We start from the raw sequence: 19,161 nt of genomic DNA, 5'->3' as shown, positions 1-19,161 counted from the left end.
GTCGGTAACCTCATGGCCGGCTGATTGGGGTAGAGAACGAACAGCGACCCACTCAACCAAAGGAGATTGCCAGATATGTCATCACTACAAACCGTTGCATTAATGCTTGCCATTCTTGGCTTTTCGGCGAGCTTTGCATCGGCAGCCCCTCGGATGGTCAAGCAGTTCGATCACTGGGGGCTGTTTTCCTACAAGGATGGCGGCAAGACCGTTTGCTACGTGCTGTCCGTGCCTTCAAAGGAAGATCCTGTTGGCATTGACCATGGCAAGAATTTCTTCCTGATCGCCCCGAAAAAAACTGGCGGCGTCAATTATTATCCCCAGGCCGTGATGGGCTACAATGTCGCTCAGGGCTCGACCATCGACGTGAACGTCGATGACAAGACGTTCCAGATGGTGCCGAAAGCCAATGTCGGCTGGACCCGGCTGGAAGCGGATGACGCAAAGGTGATTGCCGCCATGAAACAAGGTCGCCGCATGACTGTGAAAACCACCTCGAAGCGCGGGACCCACACGACCTATACCTATTCGCTACAGGGCGTTTCGGCGGCGCTGAAACAGGCCCAGGCCTGCCGCTGACATGTCCAAAACCGACAATGCCTGAGAAACGCCCCCTGACCGCCAAAGGCGGTTTCACACAAAGGCTCCAGGAGGATGACGCATCCTCGCCGTCAAGAGATTTCGATGACCTCAAATGCATCAATGACTTGAGACATCAGAAAACTGAATACGGTCCGTCATTTTCAGTGGCTCCCCGTGTGAACCGCCGCGCCCTGCTGGCCATGCTGTTGCTGACCCCGTTGATCGGGGCGGCAAGCCTGCTTGCGCCCGGCACGGTTGCGGCCATGCCAATGCTGCGGCAGAAGGGACGCGTTACCGGCTATCCGCTGCCGCGCTTTGCCTCGCTAAAGGCCGATAGGGTGCGGATGCGGGCTGGCCCTTCCACCGACTACCCGGTTCGCTTTATCTACGAGGCCCGGGGCCTGCCGGTGGAAATCATCGAGGAATATGACAATTGGCGTCAGGTTCGCGATAGCGACGGCACCAGCGGCTGGATGTCCGCTGTCATGCTCAGCGGTGCGCGCACCGGCCTTGTCGCCCCCTGGCGCGGCTCGAAAGGCGATCTCGTCATGCTGCGCGACCGCCCGCTTGCCACGGCTGCCGTCACCGCCCAACTCCAGCCACGGGTACGGCTGAAAATCGGCGGCTGCGATGGGCATTGGTGTTCCGTATCGGTAGAACGAGGTGGCCCTTCCGGCTTTGTCCGGCAGGGCCTGGTCTGGGGCGTTTATCCCGGTGAAACCATCGGCAATTGAGGTTTTACAATCAGAATGCCGGACGGCTTGCCAAGCAACATCCTCAGCCGGTCAAGGCTTGACCATGGAGGGCGTTGCATGGCCTGACACACCCTTCGCGATGCTATCCTGCGGCAGGTCGCGCAACCGCGACAACAGCAGAACGGTTGCGATACCGGCGACAACAGCCACCGGCACGATCGCCATCAATACCTCGGTCGGCGAGCGTCCGGCGGCAATCAAACCACCGGCAAACAGCGGGCCGACCACCGAACCAAACCGTCCGACCGCGACGGCAAGCCCCACGCCGGTGCCGCGAACATCGGGCGCGTAGCATTGCGGCGCAATACCGTAGAGCAGCGACTGGGCTGCCATGACGCTCACCCCGATCAAGGCGCCGGCAATGGCATTGGCGGCAAAATTGGCCGGTGCCAATCCGAGCAGCACGAGAGACGCGACCAGGAGAAGGAAGCAGAGCGAGCCGTTGAGGACCTTGCGTTTCCCGTCAAGGAACCATCCGCCCGTCAAGCCGCCCACGGCCCCGGCAATATTGAAGATCACCTGGATGAGGCCCGCCTGCTGGCGATCCAGCCCGCGCGTGACCAGAAGCGTCGGCAACCAGTTGAGCAAAAGATAAAGCACCATGATGCCGAAGAAGAAACCCGTCCACAGCAGGATGCTGCGCAACGCCGTATCGGCGGAGAACACCTGACGCCAGGCGCCCTCCTTCTTGGTCTTTTCCGACTTTTCGACCTTGAGCTGCGGCAGCATCATAAACAGTGGCAGCACGAGCAGCATCGGCATGATGCCGCCGGCAATGAAGATGGTGCGCCAGTCATCATGCAGGCCGGCCATGGCCACCACGCTGGCAATCGCCCCGCCAAACGGAATACCGGCATACATGATCGACACGGCCCGGCCGCGGCGCTCCGGCGTGGTCGACTCGACAGCAATGGCTACCAGGTTCGGCAACGCTCCGCCCAGGCCGACGCCGGTGAGGAACCGCATGGCGATCAGCCCTTCCACGGATGTCACTGCTGCCGTAGCGAGCGAGAAGATCCCGAAGATGAAAAGCGCCAGGCTAAGGCCCAAACGGCGTCCGAACCGGTCGGAGATCATGCCGCCGGAAACGGCGCCGAAGATCAGGCCAAATGTCGCAGAGGAAAAGAACAGTCCCATCTGGGCGGGTGTCAGCCCGAAGACCGGCGCCAGTTTCGGCGCCGCCACGCCCGCAGCCTGAAGGTCGAAACCTTCAATCATCGCCGCCAGAAAAACCAGAAAAATGATCCGGGACGAGCCCGGTCGCGATGTTGTCGACAGCATAATGCCTCCCATTGATGCCGATAACGGTTCAACCGCTCGCCTCCTCGCGCCCGGTCAGACCTTTTGGATAATCCCACAGCCATCATGACCACGCCATCCGCGCGGCAAAATGCTGTAAAGTATGTTGAGCATACTATTGGAATTGGCATTTAGCAATCGTGGCTTGCTGGACAGGTGAAAATCTCTCCAATCAAAGCAAGACCTCTATTTCCTATTTAAATACAAAGGATTGTGATCTTTTATGCATCGCAGACAGCATGATTTAAAATCGCTGTCCCTCAGACTATCACCCGGGAGCGCGTGCCAATGCGGTCTTTTCCGCCTCGCTTGGCGTGCCCAGGAAGATCTCGCCTTCCGCCTGGTCCTGAATACGCATGACCGCATGCTTGCCATCGGCGGAAAACAGCACACGAACGGCGCTTTGCTCGCAGCGTTTTGGCTGGCAGGCGTAGAATAATTGCATGGGCTTGGCGTCAACAGGCATTTCGACGGAAGCGAGCCCGATATAATCATCCTTGCGGACCATGTTCAGCACCCAGAGCGGGATGCCCTGGCGTCCGCGCACAAGCCCCGTCAACGAATCGCGGTGCGGCTTGGAGGTTTTCACGGTCTGAGCAAGGAAATTGCCGGAAAGATTTTCGGCTGCTGCCGGAATCGCAAAGAGGCAGGCAAGAGCGGTCAGCAGCGGTATCCAGCGGGCCATACAAATCTCCTGTTTATGCCTGCCCGACAGGTTCACGTTGAACCAGCCAGACTGTCCCTTCCTCGGTGTTCCTTTCGAAACAATGCTCTATTTGTCTGTCAAATCGACGATGCCATGGATGCTGACCTCGCCAAGCCGCACACGAGCTTCAGCAGATGCCAGCCTTACGTCCGGATTTTCTTCGACCGCTCGTCCGTACCAGTATTTGGCGGCATGCAGATCGCCGATTGCCTCGTAACAGATCCCGAGTCGCTCCCCAAGATATCCACCATCGAGAGACTGATCGCCATCGGCCATGAACAGATAGATCTTGATCGCATCCGCGCTCCGGCCCGCTTTGATGAGGTCCTTGGCACGCCGCTCAAGCTGATTGAAATTGTACACGACGCTTTCCTCTGTATCTAAGGCGGACTTGCTCCCGTAGAGCATTCCAATCGGCCTTGTGAACCCTCACACAGCCTCGCGCAATTGCTCCGCCGTCTGCAAATCCACGGACACCAGTTGCGAGACGCCCTGTTCGGCCATGGTAACGCCGAACAGCCGGTTCATGCGGGCCATGGTGATCGGGTTGTGGGTGATGATCACGAAACGGGTCTGCGTGGAGGCAGCCATTTCGTCCATCAGGTTGCAATAGCGCTCGACATTGTGGTCGTCGAGCGGCGCATCGACCTCGTCCAGCACGCAGATCGGTGCGGGATTGGTGAGGAAGACGGCGAAAATCAGCGCCATCGCGGTCAGCGCCTGTTCACCGCCCGACAGCAGCGTCATGGTCTGCGGCTTCTTGCCGGGCGGGCGGGCGAGGATTTCGAGACCGGCATCCAGCGGGTCGTCGCTTTCGATCAGCTGCAATTCCGCCGTGCCACCGTTGAACAAGTGGGTGAACAGCCGCTGGAATTGCGCATTGACCACATCGAAAGCCGCCACCAGCCGTTCCCGGCCCTCGCGGTTCAGGCTCTGAATGGCGCCGCGCAGCTTGCGGATCGCGTCGATCACATCGTCGCGCTCCTTGATCAGGGCTGCGAGCTTGTCGGACAATTCCTTCTGCTCTTCATCAGCGCGCAGGTTAACAGCACCCAGCCGTTCGCGCTCGATTTTCAGCCGGTCCAGATCGCGCTCAACCTCGCGCAGATCAGGAATCGCATCATCGGGTTTCAGCCCGGTCAGGCGGAAGGCCTCATGCGGGCCGACGTTGAGCGCTTCCTGAATGCGGGCCTCGGCATCCTTGCGCCGCTCGCGTCCAGACAGCAACCGTTCTTCCGCCCGGCCCCGGCGCTCCCGTGCTTCGGCCAGTGCAGACAAGGCGCTAGCGGCGACCTGATCGGCCTGACGCTGGCGGGCCTCGGCCTCCACCAGCCGGTCGGCAGCAGTACGCCGTGCGGCTTCGGCCTTGTCCAGCTCGCTCAACAGCAGGCGGCGTTTTTCGTCGAATTCGTCGGGGGCGGCGTCCAGGTCGGCCATTTCGTCGCGGGCTTCCGCCTCGCGTTCCCGCAGCGTGGCGATATGTTGGCTGGCACTTGCAGCCCGCTGCGCCCAGCTTTGCCGCTCCTGACGGATCGCCATGATCCGGCGCTGGCGCTGGTCGTTTTCGCGGGCGAACCCTTCATGGCGGGCGCGGGCTTCGGCCACCAGTCCGCGACCGGTGGCAACCTCCATCTGCAATTGCCGCAATTGTTCATCCAGCGCCGTCAGGTCGGCCTGATCGGCAAGGGCAATCTGCGCTTCTTCGGCCAGGCTTTCGGCCTCTTCGATCTGGGCGCGAAGCCCGTTGACCGCCTCTTCCACCACAGCGCGGCGGCGCAGCAGATCGCCGCTGGCCCGTTCGGCAGCGCTTAACGCCTCGCGGGCTTCAGAGAGTTGGCGCAGGATCAACCGTTGACGTTCACGCACTTCCGAAAGACCCGCTTCGCTCGACGTCACCGCCTCGCGCGCTGCCGTCAATTGTTCTTCAGCGTCTTCCAGCCCGATGCGAGCCTCGTCAACCTCTTCTTCCAATGCCTTCAGGCGGTTCTTCTGGGAAAGACGAAGGGCCGCCGCACTCGGCGCTTCAGAGCCTGTGACATGGCCATCCCAACGATAGACGGCCCCTTCGCGCGTCACCAGCCGCTGGCCGGGTTTCAGGTCCGATTGCAGGCGTTGCGCGGTATCGGCATCGGTGATGCCGATCTGTTTCAGCCTACGCAGCAAAGCTTGCGGCGCCGACACATGCGTGGCGAGAGCGACGATGCCAGCAGGCAAAGCCGGGTCGTCACTATCAGGCCCGGGCATGGCCCAATGGGCAGGCGCACGCGCATCGAGTGGGCTTTCCAGATCATCACCAAGCGCCGCCCCCAGCGCAGTTTCAAAGCCGCGCTCAACCGTCAGCGCGTCGGCCACCGGCGAAAATTCTCCGGCGCTGGCCGAAGAGGCCAGCATTTTGGCAATGGTTTTCGCCTCGGTTTCCAGCGCCGCCAAGGTAGAGCGGGCAGCTTCCACCGGGCCACGGGCCAGTGCCTCGGCGCGACGTGCGGCACTTAAAGCCTCTTCCGCTTGCGCAACCGTGCTTTCAGCCTCTTCCACGGCATATTCACCGGCTTCCACGGCCTCGCGCCTTTCCTCCGGGTCCGGCAGGGCGGCGAGCTTCTCGGCCACGGCATCCAGTTCACGGCCAGCCTCTTCGGCCTGGCGCTCCAGCCGCAGCCGCTTGTCGGCGAGGTCGCGTAGAGCCCGTTCCAACTGGTTGCGCCCGGCTGCCGCCTCGGCGCGTTCGGCGGTGACAGCAGAAAAGCGGGCTTCGCTGTCGGCAAGACTGGCAGATGCGTCTTCCAGTGCAATGCGCAGATCGTCGGCCTCCTGGCCGCTTTCCGTCAGCACCTCTTCCAGTTCGGCTTCCTCGGCAGCCAGCCGCTCGAGAATTTCGGCATTGTCATCGACCAGCCGCTGCTCACGAGTAATGTCCTCTTCCAGCTGCAACAGCCGCCGGGTCAGTTCGTCACGGCGCTTGAACAGCCGTCCGGCATCCTCTTCCAACTGGCTGCGGGCAATCTGCAAGCGTTGCAGGGAGGCTGCGGCCTTGACCTCTTCGTCACGCAACGCAGGCAATTGCAGGCTGGCAATGGCTTGGGCCTTGGCCGCTTCCATCTGCTCCTGCGCCCGTTCGGCCACCAGCGAGGTCGTCTCATTGAGCGAGGCTTCCGCCTCGGCCTCCGCCTGCCGCGCTTCCGTCCAGCGGATATGCAGCAGCATGGCATCACGGGCGCGGATATCGGCAGACAGCATCTTGAAGCGATTGGCCTGACGGGCCTGACGTTTCAAACTCTCAATCTGGCTCTCCAACTGGGCGACAATGTCCTCCAGCCGCTCCAGATTGGTTTCGGCGGCGCGCAACCGCAGTTCCGCCTCGTGGCGGCGCGAATGCAGGCCGGAAATGCCAGCGGCCTCTTCCAGCAATTGCCGACGTGCCTGCGGCTTGGCCTGGATCAGCTCGCCGATACGTCCCTGGCCAACCATCGACGGTGATCGCGCCCCGGTCGAGGCATCGGCAAACAGCAATTGAACATCCTTGGCGCGGGCTTCCTTGCCATTGATGCGATAGACCGAGCCGTTTTCCCGCTCGATACGGCGGCTGACTTGGATTTCGTCGCTGTCATTGAAGGCAGCGGGCGCGGTGCGGTCGGAATTGTCGAGATAAAGCCCGACCTCCGCCGAATTGCGGGCGGGCCTGTTGCCGGAGCCGGAAAAGATCACGTCGTCCATGCCCGAGGCGCGCATGTTCTTATAGGAGTTTTCCCCCATCACCCAGCGCAGCGCCTCGACCAGATTGGACTTGCCACAGCCGTTCGGCCCGACAACACCGGTCAATCCGCGCTCGATGATGAATTCGGTGGGCTCGACAAAGGATTTGAAGCCGACGACCCGAAGCTTGGTGAACTTCATGGGTGGACCTCTGGGGAACGGGTCTTGTGAGATGCAGGAAACGCCTCGGCCAGGGGTACCCCCCTCTGGCTTGCCAGCCATCTCCCCCTCAGGGGGTGAGTTCGGGTGAGGATATCTCCTAGTTCCTTTTCCTGACCCATGTTTATCAGGCTTACCGCGTCTCTCCTGGAAAGACCAATCACGGATCTTGCCGATCTCCCCCCTTGAGGGGGAGATGTCCGGCAGGACAGAGGGGGGTGGGCCCCACGCTCATCACGCCAAAAACCGGCCACCAACCACAAAAAAACGGGCGCATGGCTTTCGCCACCGCCCGCCTTGATCGGATGCGCAGTGTCAGAGAAGGCTGTCGATGAGCGCCGACATGGATTCAACCGACATATCTCCAGAATAGCTTTTGCCGTTGATCAGGAAGGTCGGGGTTGCGTTGACGCCGAATTGCTTGGCGCCGCGGTCCCGCTCTGCGGTTACATCACCGGCAAGCTTGGTGTTCGTCAAGCAAGCCTGGAAGCTTTCCTGTGTGAAACCGGCCATTTTCGACATTTGCAGCATGGCGCCGCGCACATCGCCATTGTCAGGCGCTGCCCAGGAGCGCTGCTGCTTCAGGAACATGGTGATGAAGGGATAATATTGATCCTTCGGGGCGCAACGCGCCAGCATGAAAGCGGCGGTGGCGGCGGGGTCGAAAGGAAACTCGCGGAAGACGAAATAGACCTTGCCGGTATCGATATATTTTTCCTTGATCGTATCGAAGGTCGTGGCGTGGAAATGAGCGCAATGCGGGCAGGTCATCGAGAAATATTCAACGATCTTGACCGGTGCATCGGGCTTGCCAAGCGCCATGTCCGGCAGGGCGCCGGGTTTCATCACTTCAGCCATATCGACATCATGGTCGGGCTTGGGCATTTCGGCGGCGGCAAAGGCCGGGCTCACCATGCCGGAGACGGCAAGGCCTGTGGCCACGGTGGCGATACCAGCCAGAAGATGGCGCTTGGTCAGGATCAGTTCGGAATTCGACATTATTTCACCCACATAGAGTAACGATCGTGCTGTAAACCTGCGCCCGGTTATACCTGTCTCTCACAACCTGACAATACATCATCTGGCATGACATCGCTCGCAAAACTGCAATATATGCGAGACAGGCATACCGCGCGCCCACAGCCCGGTTCAGGATGTATGTGAAGGTTTTGACCCCTCAATTCAAATTACAAAGCTGTCATTTCGGCTTTTTTTGCGACAACACCGCCCGGCCCAGCCGCTCTACCGCCTTTTTGAGCTTGTCGCTTTCAATGCCCTCAGTCATTTCCGAGAGTTTTTTCGCCTGCACCGCATCCAGCCGGCCCGGCCCGCGCCGGTGCTTGGCGGTGTTGGAGACCGGTTTTTGCACGATGCGGATCTGGCCGATGGCCGGATAGCCGAAAAACCCGTTGATGCGGGCAATCAACTCGCCCTGCGCATGGTTGAGAAACAGCGCCCGCGCCCCTTCGCAGGCAATGGTCAGCACGCCTGCCTTGTAACCACCGGATTGACCGGGAGATGAGCTGGATTTCTGGCCTGAATCCTGACCGGCATAGTCACGCCGCGGCCAGACGATCTTTTCAGGCCGGGTGCAATCGGCAAAATCGGCTCCGGCAATCTCCTCCCAGGAGGATAGCAGCGCCGTCGAAATCCCGGCACGCCGCGCAATCACCGGATCGATGATGCCGTTGGCCAGTTCCGAAATCTGGGCAGCGCCGCGTTTTTTGAAGGCCATGGCTGGATGGTGCCTCGTCATTGCAATCCGGAACGCTTGATATGCGCCGTGATTCGCCAACATATATATAGTATGAGCATAAAAACCCGAAAACTTGCCGAACACACCCTTCACCAAGATGGGCCTCACCAAGATGAGCCAAGTGCTGAGGACCTTCTCGCCTGGTATGACCGCCATCACCGTGATCTCCCTTGGCGGATTTCGCCGCCGATGGCAGCGCGCGGTGTGAGGCCCGACCCCTATCACATCTGGCTTTCGGAAGTGATGCTGCAACAGACCACAGTGCAGGCGGTCAAACCCTATTTCCTGAAATTCCTGGCGCGCTGGCCGAAGGTCACCGACCTTGCAAGCGCGCCGACCGAGGACGTGATGGCGGCCTGGGCGGGCCTTGGCTATTACGCCCGCGCCCGCAACCTGAAAAAATGCGCCGAGGCTGTCGCCGATCTGCATGGCGGTGTGTTTCCCGACACCCAGGAAGGCCTGCAATCGCTGCCTGGCATCGGCGATTATACCTCCGCCGCCATTGCCGCCATTGCGTTTAACCGGCAGGCGGCGGTGATGGACGGCAATGTCGAGCGGGTAATTTCGAGGCTATACGCGATATCCGATCCACTGCCCGGCGCCAAACCGGCCATAAAACTGCTGGTCACGGCGCTGACACCCAAGGATCGGCCCGGCGATTTTGCGCAAGGCATGATGGATCTGGGCGCCACCATCTGTACGCCGAAACGGCCCGCCTGTGCGCTCTGTCCGTTCAACACCCACTGTCTGGCGCTGAAAGCCCATGACCCCGAACATTTTCCGGTCAAGGCGGCGAAAAAGGCAAAGCCGGTGCGGCTTGGCGCGGCCTTCATCGCCCTTGATGACCGCAACCGCATCCTGCTGCGCAAGCGCGCCGACAAGGGGCTTCTGGGTGGCATGACCGAAGTGCCGACCACCGAATGGACAGCGCGCATCGACGGCGACGATAGCGAGGCCAGTGCGCCGATGGACGCCAACTGGCGGTCCTGCGGGGTGGTCACCCATGTGTTTACCCATTTCGAGCTACGGCTGACGATCTTTAGGGCCGATGCGGTCAAGGTACGGCCCGACGATTACCATTGGGCCGATCACGGATGGTGGGAGCCGCTCATCAATCTTGAAGCCCAGGCCTTGCCGACGGTGATGAAAAAGGCGATCACCCAGGCTATACCCGAGGCCTTCGCAGCCCAAAAAATGGAATAGAGCATGGCAGAGATCCGGCATATCGTTTTCGACATCGGCAAGGTATTGATCCATTACGACCCCAACCTGCCCTTCAGCCGGATCATCCCCGATGCCAAGGAACGGCAATGGTTTTTCGACAATGTCTGCACCCATGACTGGAATATCGAACAGGACCGTGGCCGTACATGGGCCGATGCCGAAGCGCTGCTGATTGCCGAACATCCCGACCGCGAAGCACATATCCGCGCCTTTCGCCAGCATTGGCGCGAAATGGTGCCGCACGCCTATGACGGCACCGTCGAGATCTTCAATGCCCTGATTGATGAGGGCCGCGATGTGACCATGCTGACCAATTTCGCCGCCGACACCTTTGTGGAAGCTCGCGAGATGTTTCCCTTCCTCAACCGCCCGCGCGGCGTCACAGTGTCGGGCGAAATCGGCCTGATCAAGCCGGATGTGGCGATTTATCACCGCCATGCCACGGATTTTGGTCTCGATCCCGCCCATTCGATTTTCATTGATGACAGCCTGCCCAATGTGGTGGGTGCCAAGGCTGCTGGCTGGCAGGCGGTGCATTTTGTCGGCCCGGAAAAGCTCAAGGCGGATTTGCAGGATTTGGGTGTGATTTGATGACAAAAGTATTTCTGGACGGCCATATCGATGTGACGGAGGATCGGCTGGAAGCCGTGAAGGCGGCTCTGCCTGAGCATATTGCCCTGACGCGGGCCGAGCCGGGGTGCCTGTCTTTCAACGTCGAAGCCTGCCCTACTGTCGCCGGGCGTTTTCTTGTTTCGGAAGTCTTTGTTGATCGGGCCGCTTTCGACGCGCATCAGCAGCGCACGAAGGCATCGAACTGGTTCACGGTGACGCAGGGCATCGCCAGGGATTATACGATCAGGGCTTGATAGCCCTGATCTCCAGCCTATTACCTCAAAATCTCGTCATGGGAACGGCCTTGCCGGGACATCGATATGATCCGGCTCCAGCCCGGCCTTGGCACGCGCCACCATCATCCGGTAGGCGTCTTCGAGATGATGAGTAAAGCGGTCGGTGTCAAACAGCGGCGTGGTGTGCCTGTTGGCAACGATCCGCTCGCGTAGCGCCAAAAGGCGGGATGGGTTGCGAGCGAGATCCAGCGCCTGGGCAATATAGGCCTCAACCGTTGGCGCCACGAGTTCGGGGATGTCGAGCGCGGCCAAAAGGCTTTCCGAAACTCGGGATGAGAAACTGCGACCCTTGAGCGCCAGAACCGGCACACCGGCCCATAGGCAATCGGATGTGGTGGTGTGACCGCAATAGGGGAAGCTGTCGAGCACGAGGTCCACGGCCTGCACACGCGCCAGATGCGATGCATAAGCCAGTGGCGGCGCGAAAATCAGCCGGTCCGCCGAGAGCCCCTGCCGGGTGAAATAGGCACGCAGATTGTCCCTGACGTTTTCCTGCCCGCACAACAGGCACATCACACTGTCAGGCACCTCTCGGAAGATGGACAGCCAGGCATCGGCGGTCTGCGGGCTGATTTTCCTGATATTGTTGAACGAGGCGAAGATAAATTTGTCCTCTGGCAACTCCAGAACCGTTCTCGGCACCGGCGACGGCAAGGGCCGGTTGATATTGTCATTCGGTTCATAGGTCTCCGGCAAGCGGCAGAGTTTCTCATGATAGAACGGCTTGCTGCTATCCGGTGTCACGATCGGGTCGCCGATGACGTAATCGCAATCAATGCCGGTGCCGGTGCAGGGAAAGCCCAACCAAGCCACCTGGATCGGCGCCAGACCAGAATTGACCAGATCGATCCGGGCATCCTGGGTATGGCCTTGCAGATCGACAAGAATGTCGATTCCATCGCTCCTGATCAGATCACCCGCTGCCTGCGTTGAGAGCTCGGCAATTCGTTTGATCGTCCCCATGCGAGCCCGCGATCCGTTGTCGCGGTCGATCTTGGCCTGTTTGGTATAGCAATAGAGAATAATCTCGAACCGGCTTCGGTCATGACGTTCGAGGACGCCCTGCAAGTTGACCATCACCGCATGATTACTGGTGAAATCGCCAGAGAGATAGCCGATGCGGATTTTGTCGCCGTAGATATGCGGCTTCGTGCGGCGTGCCAATCTGTTTTGCGGCGAGATGACCGATTTTTCCTGGTTCGATAGGCGGGCAAGTGTGCTCTCATCATCGCACCAGTAAAGGGCTTCCATCGGCATTTCGCAGGAAATTGCAAACTCATCACCCTCCGCAATGGCGTGCGCGGCCGCGTCGTTGGCCAGCTTTAGCTCATCCAGCATTGCGAGTTCGAAAAGACGTTTGCGACGGAGAAGGGCTGCTTCAAGATGGCGAGGGTCATCCTGCAAGACGTGCTCGGCAAGGGCGACGGCTTTTTCTCTGTTTCCCGTGTTTTTATAGAGATCGTAAGCCAGTTTGCGCAGCTGCGCCCCTTCCCCCCCAAGACGCTCCGCCGCCCGGACATAGTGATCGGCCGCCGCTTCGGCATAGCCGAGCTTATAAAGACATTGTCCAGCGATGATCGCCATCCTGGGGTCATCGGCAAGGCCCGGCGGCAAGGCCTTCACCTCATCAAGGGCTGCCTGGAACAGGCCCTGCGAATAAAGCGACAGGATCGTATTGGTAAGGTCAGCGGTCATGATGTTCCGAAAATTCTACCGAGGATCAATACAGGCTCTTCCTCGACCGCTCCGGCAGTTCCTTGTCATAGGCTTCACCATCGAAGCCGTTGACGATGTTTTTCAGGATTTGGCCGGGTGATGGCAGGGTGGAGCGCTCGACATGGCGGGAGGCGTCCCAGAGATTTGAGCGCAGAATAGCCTTGGCGCAGTGGAAATAAACGCTGTCAATCGCCAGGAGAATCACGCTTTTCGGCAATTTTCCATCAACAGTGAAGCGGGCGAGCAGGTCCGGGTCGGCGCTGATTGTAGCCCGGCCATTGACCCTCAGCGTTTCGCCAACGCCGGGGATGAGAAACAGCACAGATGTCCGACCGTCTTCGATGATGTTTTTGAGGTTATCGATCCGGTTGTTGCCAGGGCGATCGGGAATAGCCAGGGTCTTGCGGTCAAGGATCGCCACGAAGCCAGGCGCATCGCCCTTGGGCGAGCAATCAGTGCCATCAGAGCCGACAGTAGCGAGCAGGATGAAAGGAGAAGCGTTAACGAAGGCGGCGTAATCGTCATTCAGATGGTCGATTTCCTTGGCAAGTGACGTCTCCCTCACCGTGCCATAGAGGGCTTCCAGCTGTTGCAGCGTGGTAATGGTCATCATCCGCCTCCCGCGTTATCGCGTCTTATACCCTGCCAGATTGCGCGCCATGATCATCATTTACCTTGATGATTCACCCGGATCAACCCTTGGCAGCATCCGCGCAGATCGCCTCCAATGCCGCCTCGAAATCCCGGGTGAAGCGGGGGGTATCAAACAGCGGCGCGGTATCGCGGGCTTGAAGGAGGTTCTGGCGCAGGTGAGATTGGCGGACCTCATCCTGCGCCAGTTCGACCGCCAGGCGGCCGAATTCGGTAAGATCGTTGGCGACAAGTTCGGTCAGGCCAACGGCACTCAAAAGACTTTCGCTGACACGTCCGGCAAAATTCGTGCCTTTCCACGTCAGAACAGGCACTCCAGCCCAAAGAGCATCCGCCGTCGTTGTATGACCGTTACAAGGCCCGGTATCAAGGGCGATATCAGCATAAGGCAGACGACGCAAATGCTCCGTAATCGGTTTTTTCGGCGCAAAGATCAATCTCTCCGGCGCCACGCCAAGCCGGGCTGCGGCAGCACAAAGATTGTCTCGCGTCACTGGTAGCATATCAATCAGCCAAAGCACCGACCCATCAACCGATTTCAAGATTTCCATCCAGGTTTTGAACACCTGATATCGAATTTTCACCGCTTGATTGAAAGAACAGAACACCACACCCTGCTCCGGCAGGCCGTGGAGGCTGCGCGGGCCATCGCGCATCACCTTTTCGCGGCTATTGTCATTACACTGGTAGCTATTGGGCAGCCGGAAGATTTTCTCGGCATAGAATTGCTCTGATGATGGCGGGGCGACAATGGTATCGGCAATGGCGTAATCAATGCCAACACCCACCACGCTGCCTGGAAAGCCGAGATAGGCCACCTGCACGGGAGCCGGACGGCGGCAGAAAATCCCCAGCCGGTTCTCGAAAGTAAATCCCTTGAGGTCGATCAGGATGTCGAGATCAAGCTGCCGTATGGCGGCAGCAGCCTGATCGTCATCCAAGTCGATGATGTCGACATAGTGATCGATAGCCTCAAGGAAACGTTGACGCAGCATGCCCTTGCGGTTCTTGGCTGCGGTATGGCAAATGCCAAAAATCTCAAAACGGTCGCGATCATGGTTTTCGATCACGCCGGTCAAAAGCGACAGCGTCGCATGTTGGTATAGGTCCGCCGAGACATAGCCGATCCTCAGCCTTTGCCCGGGCCGCGCCGTATAAGGCCGCCGGGGCGCAACCGTGCCGCGATGCTTCTCTCCCGTCCGGATCGCACTCAGCACATGATAGGCCTCATCGCCAGACCATTGCAGCGCGCGAAAGACGTTTTCGCGGATATCCAGCACCGCGCCATCTGCCGCATAGGCCGCCTCAAGTTCACCCTGTAGCCGCGTGGCCAGGTCGAAATCGCAGAGGTTCATCGCGCACCAGAACAACTCTGTCAGCGCCAGCCGTTCTGTCGGGCGAGCCTCATAGGCAGCCTTCAGCACGACAAAGGCTTTCTCCGCCTGACCGGCCCCCAACAGAACCATGCCTGCATTCAGCCAATTGTCGAAATCGCTGCCAATCGTCACCAGCTTAAGCGCATAGGGCAGCGCATCCGGATAGCGGCCCGCCTCGCGGTAAAGGCTGCAAATCGAATGATTGGCATCGACATCGTCAGGCATATAGCGGTGCAGCGCCAGCAAGGCGCGCAGAGCCAGATCATCGTGGCCGGATTCAAGATAATGAGAGCAAGCGCGAAAGGCGACATCGCGTTTGCGCGATGGCGTAAGCGCAATAACCCGCTCAAACAGGCCGGCCGCCTCCAGCCGGTTACCAAGACGCTCATGCACGGTGGCGGCAAGAATATAAGCTTCGGCATTGCTTCGTTCGGCTTGCAACAGGCGCGAAACGGTGGTCAGGGCCGCCTCATAGGCGCCCTCCCCGTATTGCTCCAGTGCCTGCCTGTATAAAGCCGCCAAAATCCGTCCCCCATCTGTTGGAGACGGGAAATAAAGCGGCAGACTTGTCCGAACCTGTTTAATGCTGAGAGAATAACCGCTAAGTGCTTATAACTAGATATCTAATTTATATTAGCTGCACATCTGCAACTTGAAGATATCATAAACTAGACCCGCCGCAAATATTACAACCTGCGTACTTGAGGCAAGACCGAAATGCCCGGCGCGGAAACCGGGCCGGGCATCGTCATTTTCATCGGGACTGGATACAAAAACCGACGAAGATAGTCAGCATCGGCGCCGATGATTAAAAAATCGTAAGGACGAAAGACAAAGCAGCCAGACTTAGCGGATAGGCCTATCCGGCCAGCTTGCCCATGCTGGCGCGCACCAGGCTGCGCAGATCGTCGATCGGCTTCAGCTTGCCTGCGTCTTCGAAGTGCCAGAAGGTCCAGCCATTGCAGGCATCCAGACCGCGCACCTTCGCACCAACCCGGTGGATGGAACCGGCCTCGGTGCCGGAAACCAGCGTGCCATCGGCGCGGATAATGGCGCTATGGCGACGTTTTTCGCAGCTCAGCACCTGACCGGGCCGCAAAAGGCCGCTGTCCAGAAGCGTATTGAAGGCAACGCGCGGCTCGGATTTCTTACCGGTCAAGACAGTCAGTTCCACCTTGCCCAATGACTCGACGGCGTCGATGCGGGCGGAAGCTGCATCGATATAGTCCTGCTCGCGCTCGATGCCAACGAAATTGCGGCCCAGCCGCTTGGCGACCGCACCGGTCGTGCCGGAGCCGAAGAAGGGATCGAGCACCACATCGCCGGGCTTGGTCGAGGCCAGGATGATGCGGGCCAGCAGGGCTTCCGGCTTCTGGGTCGGATGGATCTTCTTGCCGTCCTCGCCCTTCAGACGCTCGCCACCGGAGCAGATCGGAAACAGCCAATCCGAGCGCATCTGCACATCGTCGTTGGACGCCTTCAGCGCATCGTAATTGAAGGTATAGCTCTTGGCCTTGGCATCGCGCGAAGCCCAGATCATCGTTTCATGGGCGTTCTGGAACCGACGGCCCTTGAAATTCGGCATCGGGTTGGTCTTGCGCCAGACGATGTCATTGAGGATCCAGAAATTCAGATCCTGAAGCGTCGCACCGACCCGGAAAATATTGTGATAGGAGCCAATGACCCAGATGGTGCCATGCGGCTTCAACACGCGCCGGCAGGCAAGCAGCCAGGCGCGTGTGAAGGCATCGTAAGCCTCAAAAGAGGCAAACTGGTCCCATGCATCGTCCACGGCGTCGACAACAGACTGGTCCGGCCGGTGGAGCATGCCCCCCAACTGCAGATTATACGGCGGATCCGCAAAGATCGCATCCACCGATTGATCCGGCAGAGCCTCCAAAGCCGCAACACAGTCGCCCTTGATGATACTGTTCATCCAGGCGAAGGGATCGTTGGAGCGACGAAGGTCGGCGAGCGGGAAAACAGAGGCCATGGAATACTCACTGGTTACGCTGACGCAGCACATATTGAACAGTGCCTATGGTTACCGAACTTGGTTACCAAATGCTGAACGGTGAGCTTAAATTTCCATGCAATTTCAGGTCGGCAGCCAGATTGCCTCCTGTCGGGTCTCAACGCCCAGGGAATTCGAGGACGGATGATCCCGAGGTAAGCGATCAAGCTGCGGGCGGATTCACCAGCGCTCCGCTATAGCCCTCAGCCGCGATGCCATCGCAGAGCGACGACCATTCGCAGTCATGACAGGCAGACCGCACCGAGCCCGTGGCAAAGGCGGCCCGCAGCCGCGCCAAAAGGGGGGCATCCGGGGTGATGACCGTGCCGGTCACCACCGGGCGAGACAGCAACTGAGCCACGGCATCCTTGGCTTTCCGGTCGCGTTCGAGCACGCTGTCACGAAAACAATGAGCCGTTTGCGAATGGGTTAAGGGCTGACAGAGATCATCGGGGCCATCGACGATCTCAATGGTTTCGCCCTCGGTCAACCGCGCAGCGACGCGGTGATAATTGGCGACGAAATCGGCAGTATAGCCTTCGCCGACAAAGGTCAGCATGCAGAGCAGATGATGGCCGCGCAACCGCACCGTCATGGCATTAATCCTTCATTCGTTGGGCTTTATAGGCATTCGTTGGGCTTTATAGGTTGCGCCGGGCTTTTCCGCCTGATCAACAGGCTTGTCATTTTTACCGATCGTTTTTGCGCGCTCACGCCTCATCATCCGACAATCGCAAACCGCTCCGGCTGCGGCTCGCCGCGACGCGGCGCGGGCGCCCGGCCAATCCATTGCACATGCCGTTCCAGGATGGCTGTCGCCTCACCAACGGCGTTGCGGCGCAAGGCATCCAGGATGGCGCGATGGTCGTGATCGGTGCGGCGCTCCCAGCCACTTTGCCAGCCTGCCAGCAGGAAATGAGCGCTGACCGCATGCAGGTCATCGATGGCGGTCAGCAGGCGCGGCATATCGCAGGTGGAAACGATCAGCCGGTGAAAGCGTCGATTGGCCGCCTCCCAGTCCTCGACATTGTCGGCGCGGTCGCAGGCGCAGGTCGCGGCTTCCGCTTCGTCGAGCAGCGCGGGCGTCAGATGGGGAGCAGCATGCTTCAGCGCCAGCACTTCAAGTGCGGCGCGCATTTCCGCCACTTCGCGCACCTGTTTCAGATCGAAACTCGCCACCCGGACCCCGCGGCGCGGCAGACTGACGACCAGGCCCTGCGCCTCCAGACGCCGGAAGGCCTCCCGCACGGGCACCTGGCTTACCGAAAATTCCTCGGCAATATGGTCCTGTGCCAGCCTTATGCCGGGCTGTAATTCTCCATGCACGATGCGTTGCGCCAATACGCGGGCAATCCTCGCGGCTATAGTGTCGTCCTTGGCTTTGCTCATGTCTTCTGATTAGGCTGAAGGGGCAAATTTGTCGAGAGAGACGCAGATCTGCCCTGAACATCCGGGCCATGAACATTCAGCAGATCTGCGCAATTGTTCTTTACCGCCTTATCGTGTAGTCAGGCATTTCCCCCGACAACAGGATATGATGAGCATGGCTGGCTTCGACCTCACCCTTTTCGATTGTGACGGCGTGCTCGTCGATTCCGAAATCATTGCCGCCAAGGTGGAGTCCAAGCTGCTGACCGAGGCAGGCTATCCGATTTCAGTCGAGGAAATGGGCGAGCGTTTTTCCGGTATGACCTGGAAAAACATCCTGATGACCATCGAAAAGGAAGTGGATATTCCGCTCTCGGCCAGCCTGATCGACAAGTCGGAAGCCCTGCTGGACCAGCGGCTGGCCCGCGAGGTCAAGCTGGTAGAGGGCGTCACCTATGCGCTGTCGCGTCTCCAGGGGCCGCGCTGCATCTGCTCCAATTCCTCATCGCCACGGCTGGACATGATGCTGACCAAGGTTGGCCTCAAGGAATTTTTCGCGCCGCATGTCTATTCTGCCAAGGATCTCGGCGCTGACCGGGTCAAGCCGAAGCCGGATATCTATCTGCACGGCGCCGCCCAGTTCAACGTCAAGCCGCAAAATTGCGTCGTGGTGGAAGACAGCGTGCATGGCATCCATGCCGCCCGCGCCGCAGGAATGCGGGTTGTCGGCTTTACCGGCGCCTCCCACACCTATCCCTCCCATGCCGACCGCCTGACTGAAGCCGGTGCGGAAACCGTGATCGCCCGGATGATGGACCTGCCAGCCGTGATTGCCGCCATGGCCGAATGGGACCATGTGATCTAGAGTTTGTTTCCAGGTTTTTGGAGAGCGTCAGC

General features: G+C 59.5%; 18 protein-coding genes. 6 read left to right on the top strand and 12 right to left on the bottom strand.

The window, feature by feature from the left end; translation table 11 throughout:
- Nucleotides 1-75: 75 nt before the first annotated feature.
- Nucleotides 76-579, top strand: coding sequence for an invasion associated locus B family protein (locus tag FS819_RS02840; protein WP_156543490.1), 504 nt, complete (start codon nucleotides 76-78; stop codon nucleotides 577-579).
- A 179-nt stretch (nucleotides 580-758) separates the two neighbouring features.
- Nucleotides 759-1,316 (top strand): SH3 domain-containing protein, encoded by a 558-nt coding sequence (locus FS819_RS02835; RefSeq protein ID WP_234624783.1) that lies wholly within the window; start codon nucleotides 759-761, stop codon nucleotides 1,314-1,316.
- A gap of 51 nt (nucleotides 1,317-1,367) precedes the next feature.
- Here the strand turns inward: FS819_RS02835 and mhpT are convergent, their stop codons facing one another.
- From mhpT to FS819_RS02805, 6 genes are all read right to left on the bottom strand, one after another.
- Nucleotides 1,368-2,618, bottom strand: a complete 1,251-nt coding sequence (gene mhpT / locus FS819_RS02830) for a 3-(3-hydroxy-phenyl)propionate transporter MhpT (RefSeq protein ID WP_234624782.1) — start codon at nucleotides 2,616-2,618, stop codon at nucleotides 1,368-1,370.
- 286 nt (nucleotides 2,619-2,904) lie between these two features.
- Nucleotides 2,905-3,321, bottom strand: coding sequence for an Ivy family c-type lysozyme inhibitor (locus FS819_RS02825; protein ID WP_156548293.1), 417 nt, complete (start codon nucleotides 3,319-3,321; stop codon nucleotides 2,905-2,907).
- An 87-nt stretch (nucleotides 3,322-3,408) separates the two neighbouring features.
- Nucleotides 3,409-3,705, bottom strand: a complete 297-nt coding sequence (locus tag FS819_RS02820) for a hypothetical protein (protein ID WP_234624781.1) — start codon at nucleotides 3,703-3,705, stop codon at nucleotides 3,409-3,411.
- Between the two features lie 66 nt (nucleotides 3,706-3,771).
- Nucleotides 3,772-7,233, bottom strand: a complete 3,462-nt coding sequence (locus FS819_RS02815; protein ID WP_156548297.1) for an AAA family ATPase — start codon at nucleotides 7,231-7,233, stop codon at nucleotides 3,772-3,774.
- 333 nt (nucleotides 7,234-7,566) lie between these two features.
- Nucleotides 7,567-8,250 carry a DsbA family protein gene (locus FS819_RS02810; protein WP_156548299.1) on the bottom strand — a complete coding sequence of 228 codons (684 nt, stop codon included), beginning with the start codon at nucleotides 8,248-8,250 and terminating at the stop codon, nucleotides 7,567-7,569.
- A 199-nt stretch (nucleotides 8,251-8,449) separates the two neighbouring features.
- Nucleotides 8,450-8,986, bottom strand: a complete 537-nt coding sequence (locus tag FS819_RS02805; protein ID WP_156548301.1) for a DUF721 domain-containing protein — start codon at nucleotides 8,984-8,986, stop codon at nucleotides 8,450-8,452.
- Between the two features lie 72 nt (nucleotides 8,987-9,058).
- On the opposite strand from FS819_RS02805, the gene mutY reads away from it, so the two are divergent.
- The 3 genes from mutY to FS819_RS02790 are packed head-to-tail and all read left to right on the top strand — an operon-like array spanning nucleotide 9,059 to nucleotide 11,097.
- On the top strand, nucleotides 9,059-10,210 hold the full coding sequence (mutY, locus tag FS819_RS02800) for an A/G-specific adenine glycosylase (protein WP_156548303.1): 1,152 nt from the start codon (nucleotides 9,059-9,061) through the stop codon (nucleotides 10,208-10,210).
- A 3-nt stretch (nucleotides 10,211-10,213) separates the two neighbouring features.
- The gene (locus FS819_RS02795) at nucleotides 10,214-10,822 is read left to right on the top strand and encodes an HAD family hydrolase (RefSeq protein ID WP_156548304.1); all 609 of its coding nucleotides are present in this window, start codon (nucleotides 10,214-10,216) and stop codon (nucleotides 10,820-10,822) included.
- Complete coding sequence (locus FS819_RS02790; RefSeq protein WP_156548307.1) at nucleotides 10,822-11,097, top strand: putative quinol monooxygenase; 276 nt, start codon at nucleotides 10,822-10,824, stop codon at nucleotides 11,095-11,097. Before FS819_RS02795 ends, FS819_RS02790 begins: the two co-directional genes overlap by 1 nt.
- A gap of 36 nt (nucleotides 11,098-11,133) precedes the next feature.
- Here the strand turns inward: FS819_RS02790 and FS819_RS02785 are convergent, their stop codons facing one another.
- The 6 genes from FS819_RS02785 to FS819_RS02760 all read right to left on the bottom strand — a co-directional run bounded on the left by FS819_RS02785 (nucleotide 11,134) and on the right by FS819_RS02760 (nucleotide 18,285).
- A complete protein-coding gene (locus tag FS819_RS02785) occupies nucleotides 11,134-12,834 on the bottom strand; it encodes an O-linked N-acetylglucosamine transferase, SPINDLY family protein (protein WP_156548309.1) in 1,701 nt (566 codons plus the stop codon).
- Between the two features lie 25 nt (nucleotides 12,835-12,859).
- Nucleotides 12,860-13,468: a pyridoxamine 5'-phosphate oxidase family protein gene (locus tag FS819_RS02780; protein WP_156548311.1), complete on the bottom strand. Its 609-nt coding sequence runs from the start codon at nucleotides 13,466-13,468 to the stop codon at nucleotides 12,860-12,862.
- Nucleotides 13,469-13,547: 79 nt separating this feature from the next.
- A complete protein-coding gene (locus tag FS819_RS02775) occupies nucleotides 13,548-15,404 on the bottom strand; it encodes an O-linked N-acetylglucosamine transferase, SPINDLY family protein (RefSeq protein ID WP_156548313.1) in 1,857 nt (618 codons plus the stop codon).
- A gap of 337 nt (nucleotides 15,405-15,741) precedes the next feature.
- Nucleotides 15,742-16,875 (bottom strand): site-specific DNA-methyltransferase, encoded by a 1,134-nt coding sequence (locus FS819_RS02770; RefSeq protein ID WP_156548314.1) that lies wholly within the window; start codon nucleotides 16,873-16,875, stop codon nucleotides 15,742-15,744.
- A 184-nt stretch (nucleotides 16,876-17,059) separates the two neighbouring features.
- Complete coding sequence (locus FS819_RS02765; protein ID WP_156548316.1) at nucleotides 17,060-17,491, bottom strand: DUF1284 domain-containing protein; 432 nt, start codon at nucleotides 17,489-17,491, stop codon at nucleotides 17,060-17,062.
- Nucleotides 17,492-17,616: 125 nt separating this feature from the next.
- A complete protein-coding gene (locus tag FS819_RS02760; RefSeq protein ID WP_060719065.1) occupies nucleotides 17,617-18,285 on the bottom strand; it encodes a GntR family transcriptional regulator in 669 nt (222 codons plus the stop codon).
- Between the two features lie 154 nt (nucleotides 18,286-18,439).
- Between FS819_RS02760 and FS819_RS02755 the strand changes: the two genes are divergently transcribed.
- On the top strand, nucleotides 18,440-19,129 hold the full coding sequence (locus FS819_RS02755; RefSeq protein WP_156548317.1) for an HAD family hydrolase: 690 nt from the start codon (nucleotides 18,440-18,442) through the stop codon (nucleotides 19,127-19,129).
- The last annotated feature ends 32 nt before the right edge of the window (nucleotides 19,130-19,161 follow it).

The organism is Allorhizobium sp. Av2 (assembly GCF_021462805.2).
Taxonomy (GTDB): domain Bacteria; phylum Pseudomonadota; class Alphaproteobacteria; order Rhizobiales; family Rhizobiaceae; genus Allorhizobium; species Allorhizobium vitis_G.
This window is presented reverse-complemented; position numbering and strand designations above follow the sequence as displayed.

Coding starts and splice junctions, on each gene's coding strand:
- FS819_RS02770 (WP_156548314.1), bottom strand. CDS start 16,875: ATGGCCTCTGTTTTCCCGCTCGCCGACCTTCGTCGCTCCAACGATCCC.
- FS819_RS02810 (WP_156548299.1), bottom strand. CDS start 8,250: ATGTCGAATTCCGAACTGATCCTGACCAAGCGCCATCTTCTGGCTGGT.
- mhpT (WP_234624782.1), bottom strand. CDS start 2,618: ATGCTGTCGACAACATCGCGACCGGGCTCGTCCCGGATCATTTTTCTG.
- FS819_RS02765 (WP_156548316.1), bottom strand. CDS start 17,491: ATGACGGTGCGGTTGCGCGGCCATCATCTGCTCTGCATGCTGACCTTT.
- FS819_RS02785 (WP_156548309.1), bottom strand. CDS start 12,834: ATGACCGCTGACCTTACCAATACGATCCTGTCGCTTTATTCGCAGGGC.
- FS819_RS02840 (WP_156543490.1), top strand. CDS start 76: ATGTCATCACTACAAACCGTTGCATTAATGCTTGCCATTCTTGGCTTT.
- mutY (WP_156548303.1), top strand. CDS start 9,059: ATGAGCATAAAAACCCGAAAACTTGCCGAACACACCCTTCACCAAGAT.
- FS819_RS02795 (WP_156548304.1), top strand. CDS start 10,214: ATGGCAGAGATCCGGCATATCGTTTTCGACATCGGCAAGGTATTGATC.
- FS819_RS02760 (WP_060719065.1), bottom strand. CDS start 18,285: ATGAGCAAAGCCAAGGACGACACTATAGCCGCGAGGATTGCCCGCGTA.
- FS819_RS02755 (WP_156548317.1), top strand. CDS start 18,440: ATGGCTGGCTTCGACCTCACCCTTTTCGATTGTGACGGCGTGCTCGTC.
- FS819_RS02790 (WP_156548307.1), top strand. CDS start 10,822: ATGACAAAAGTATTTCTGGACGGCCATATCGATGTGACGGAGGATCGG.
- FS819_RS02780 (WP_156548311.1), bottom strand. CDS start 13,468: ATGATGACCATTACCACGCTGCAACAGCTGGAAGCCCTCTATGGCACG.
- FS819_RS02825 (WP_156548293.1), bottom strand. CDS start 3,321: ATGGCCCGCTGGATACCGCTGCTGACCGCTCTTGCCTGCCTCTTTGCG.
- FS819_RS02805 (WP_156548301.1), bottom strand. CDS start 8,986: ATGGCCTTCAAAAAACGCGGCGCTGCCCAGATTTCGGAACTGGCCAAC.
- FS819_RS02815 (WP_156548297.1), bottom strand. CDS start 7,233: ATGAAGTTCACCAAGCTTCGGGTCGTCGGCTTCAAATCCTTTGTCGAG.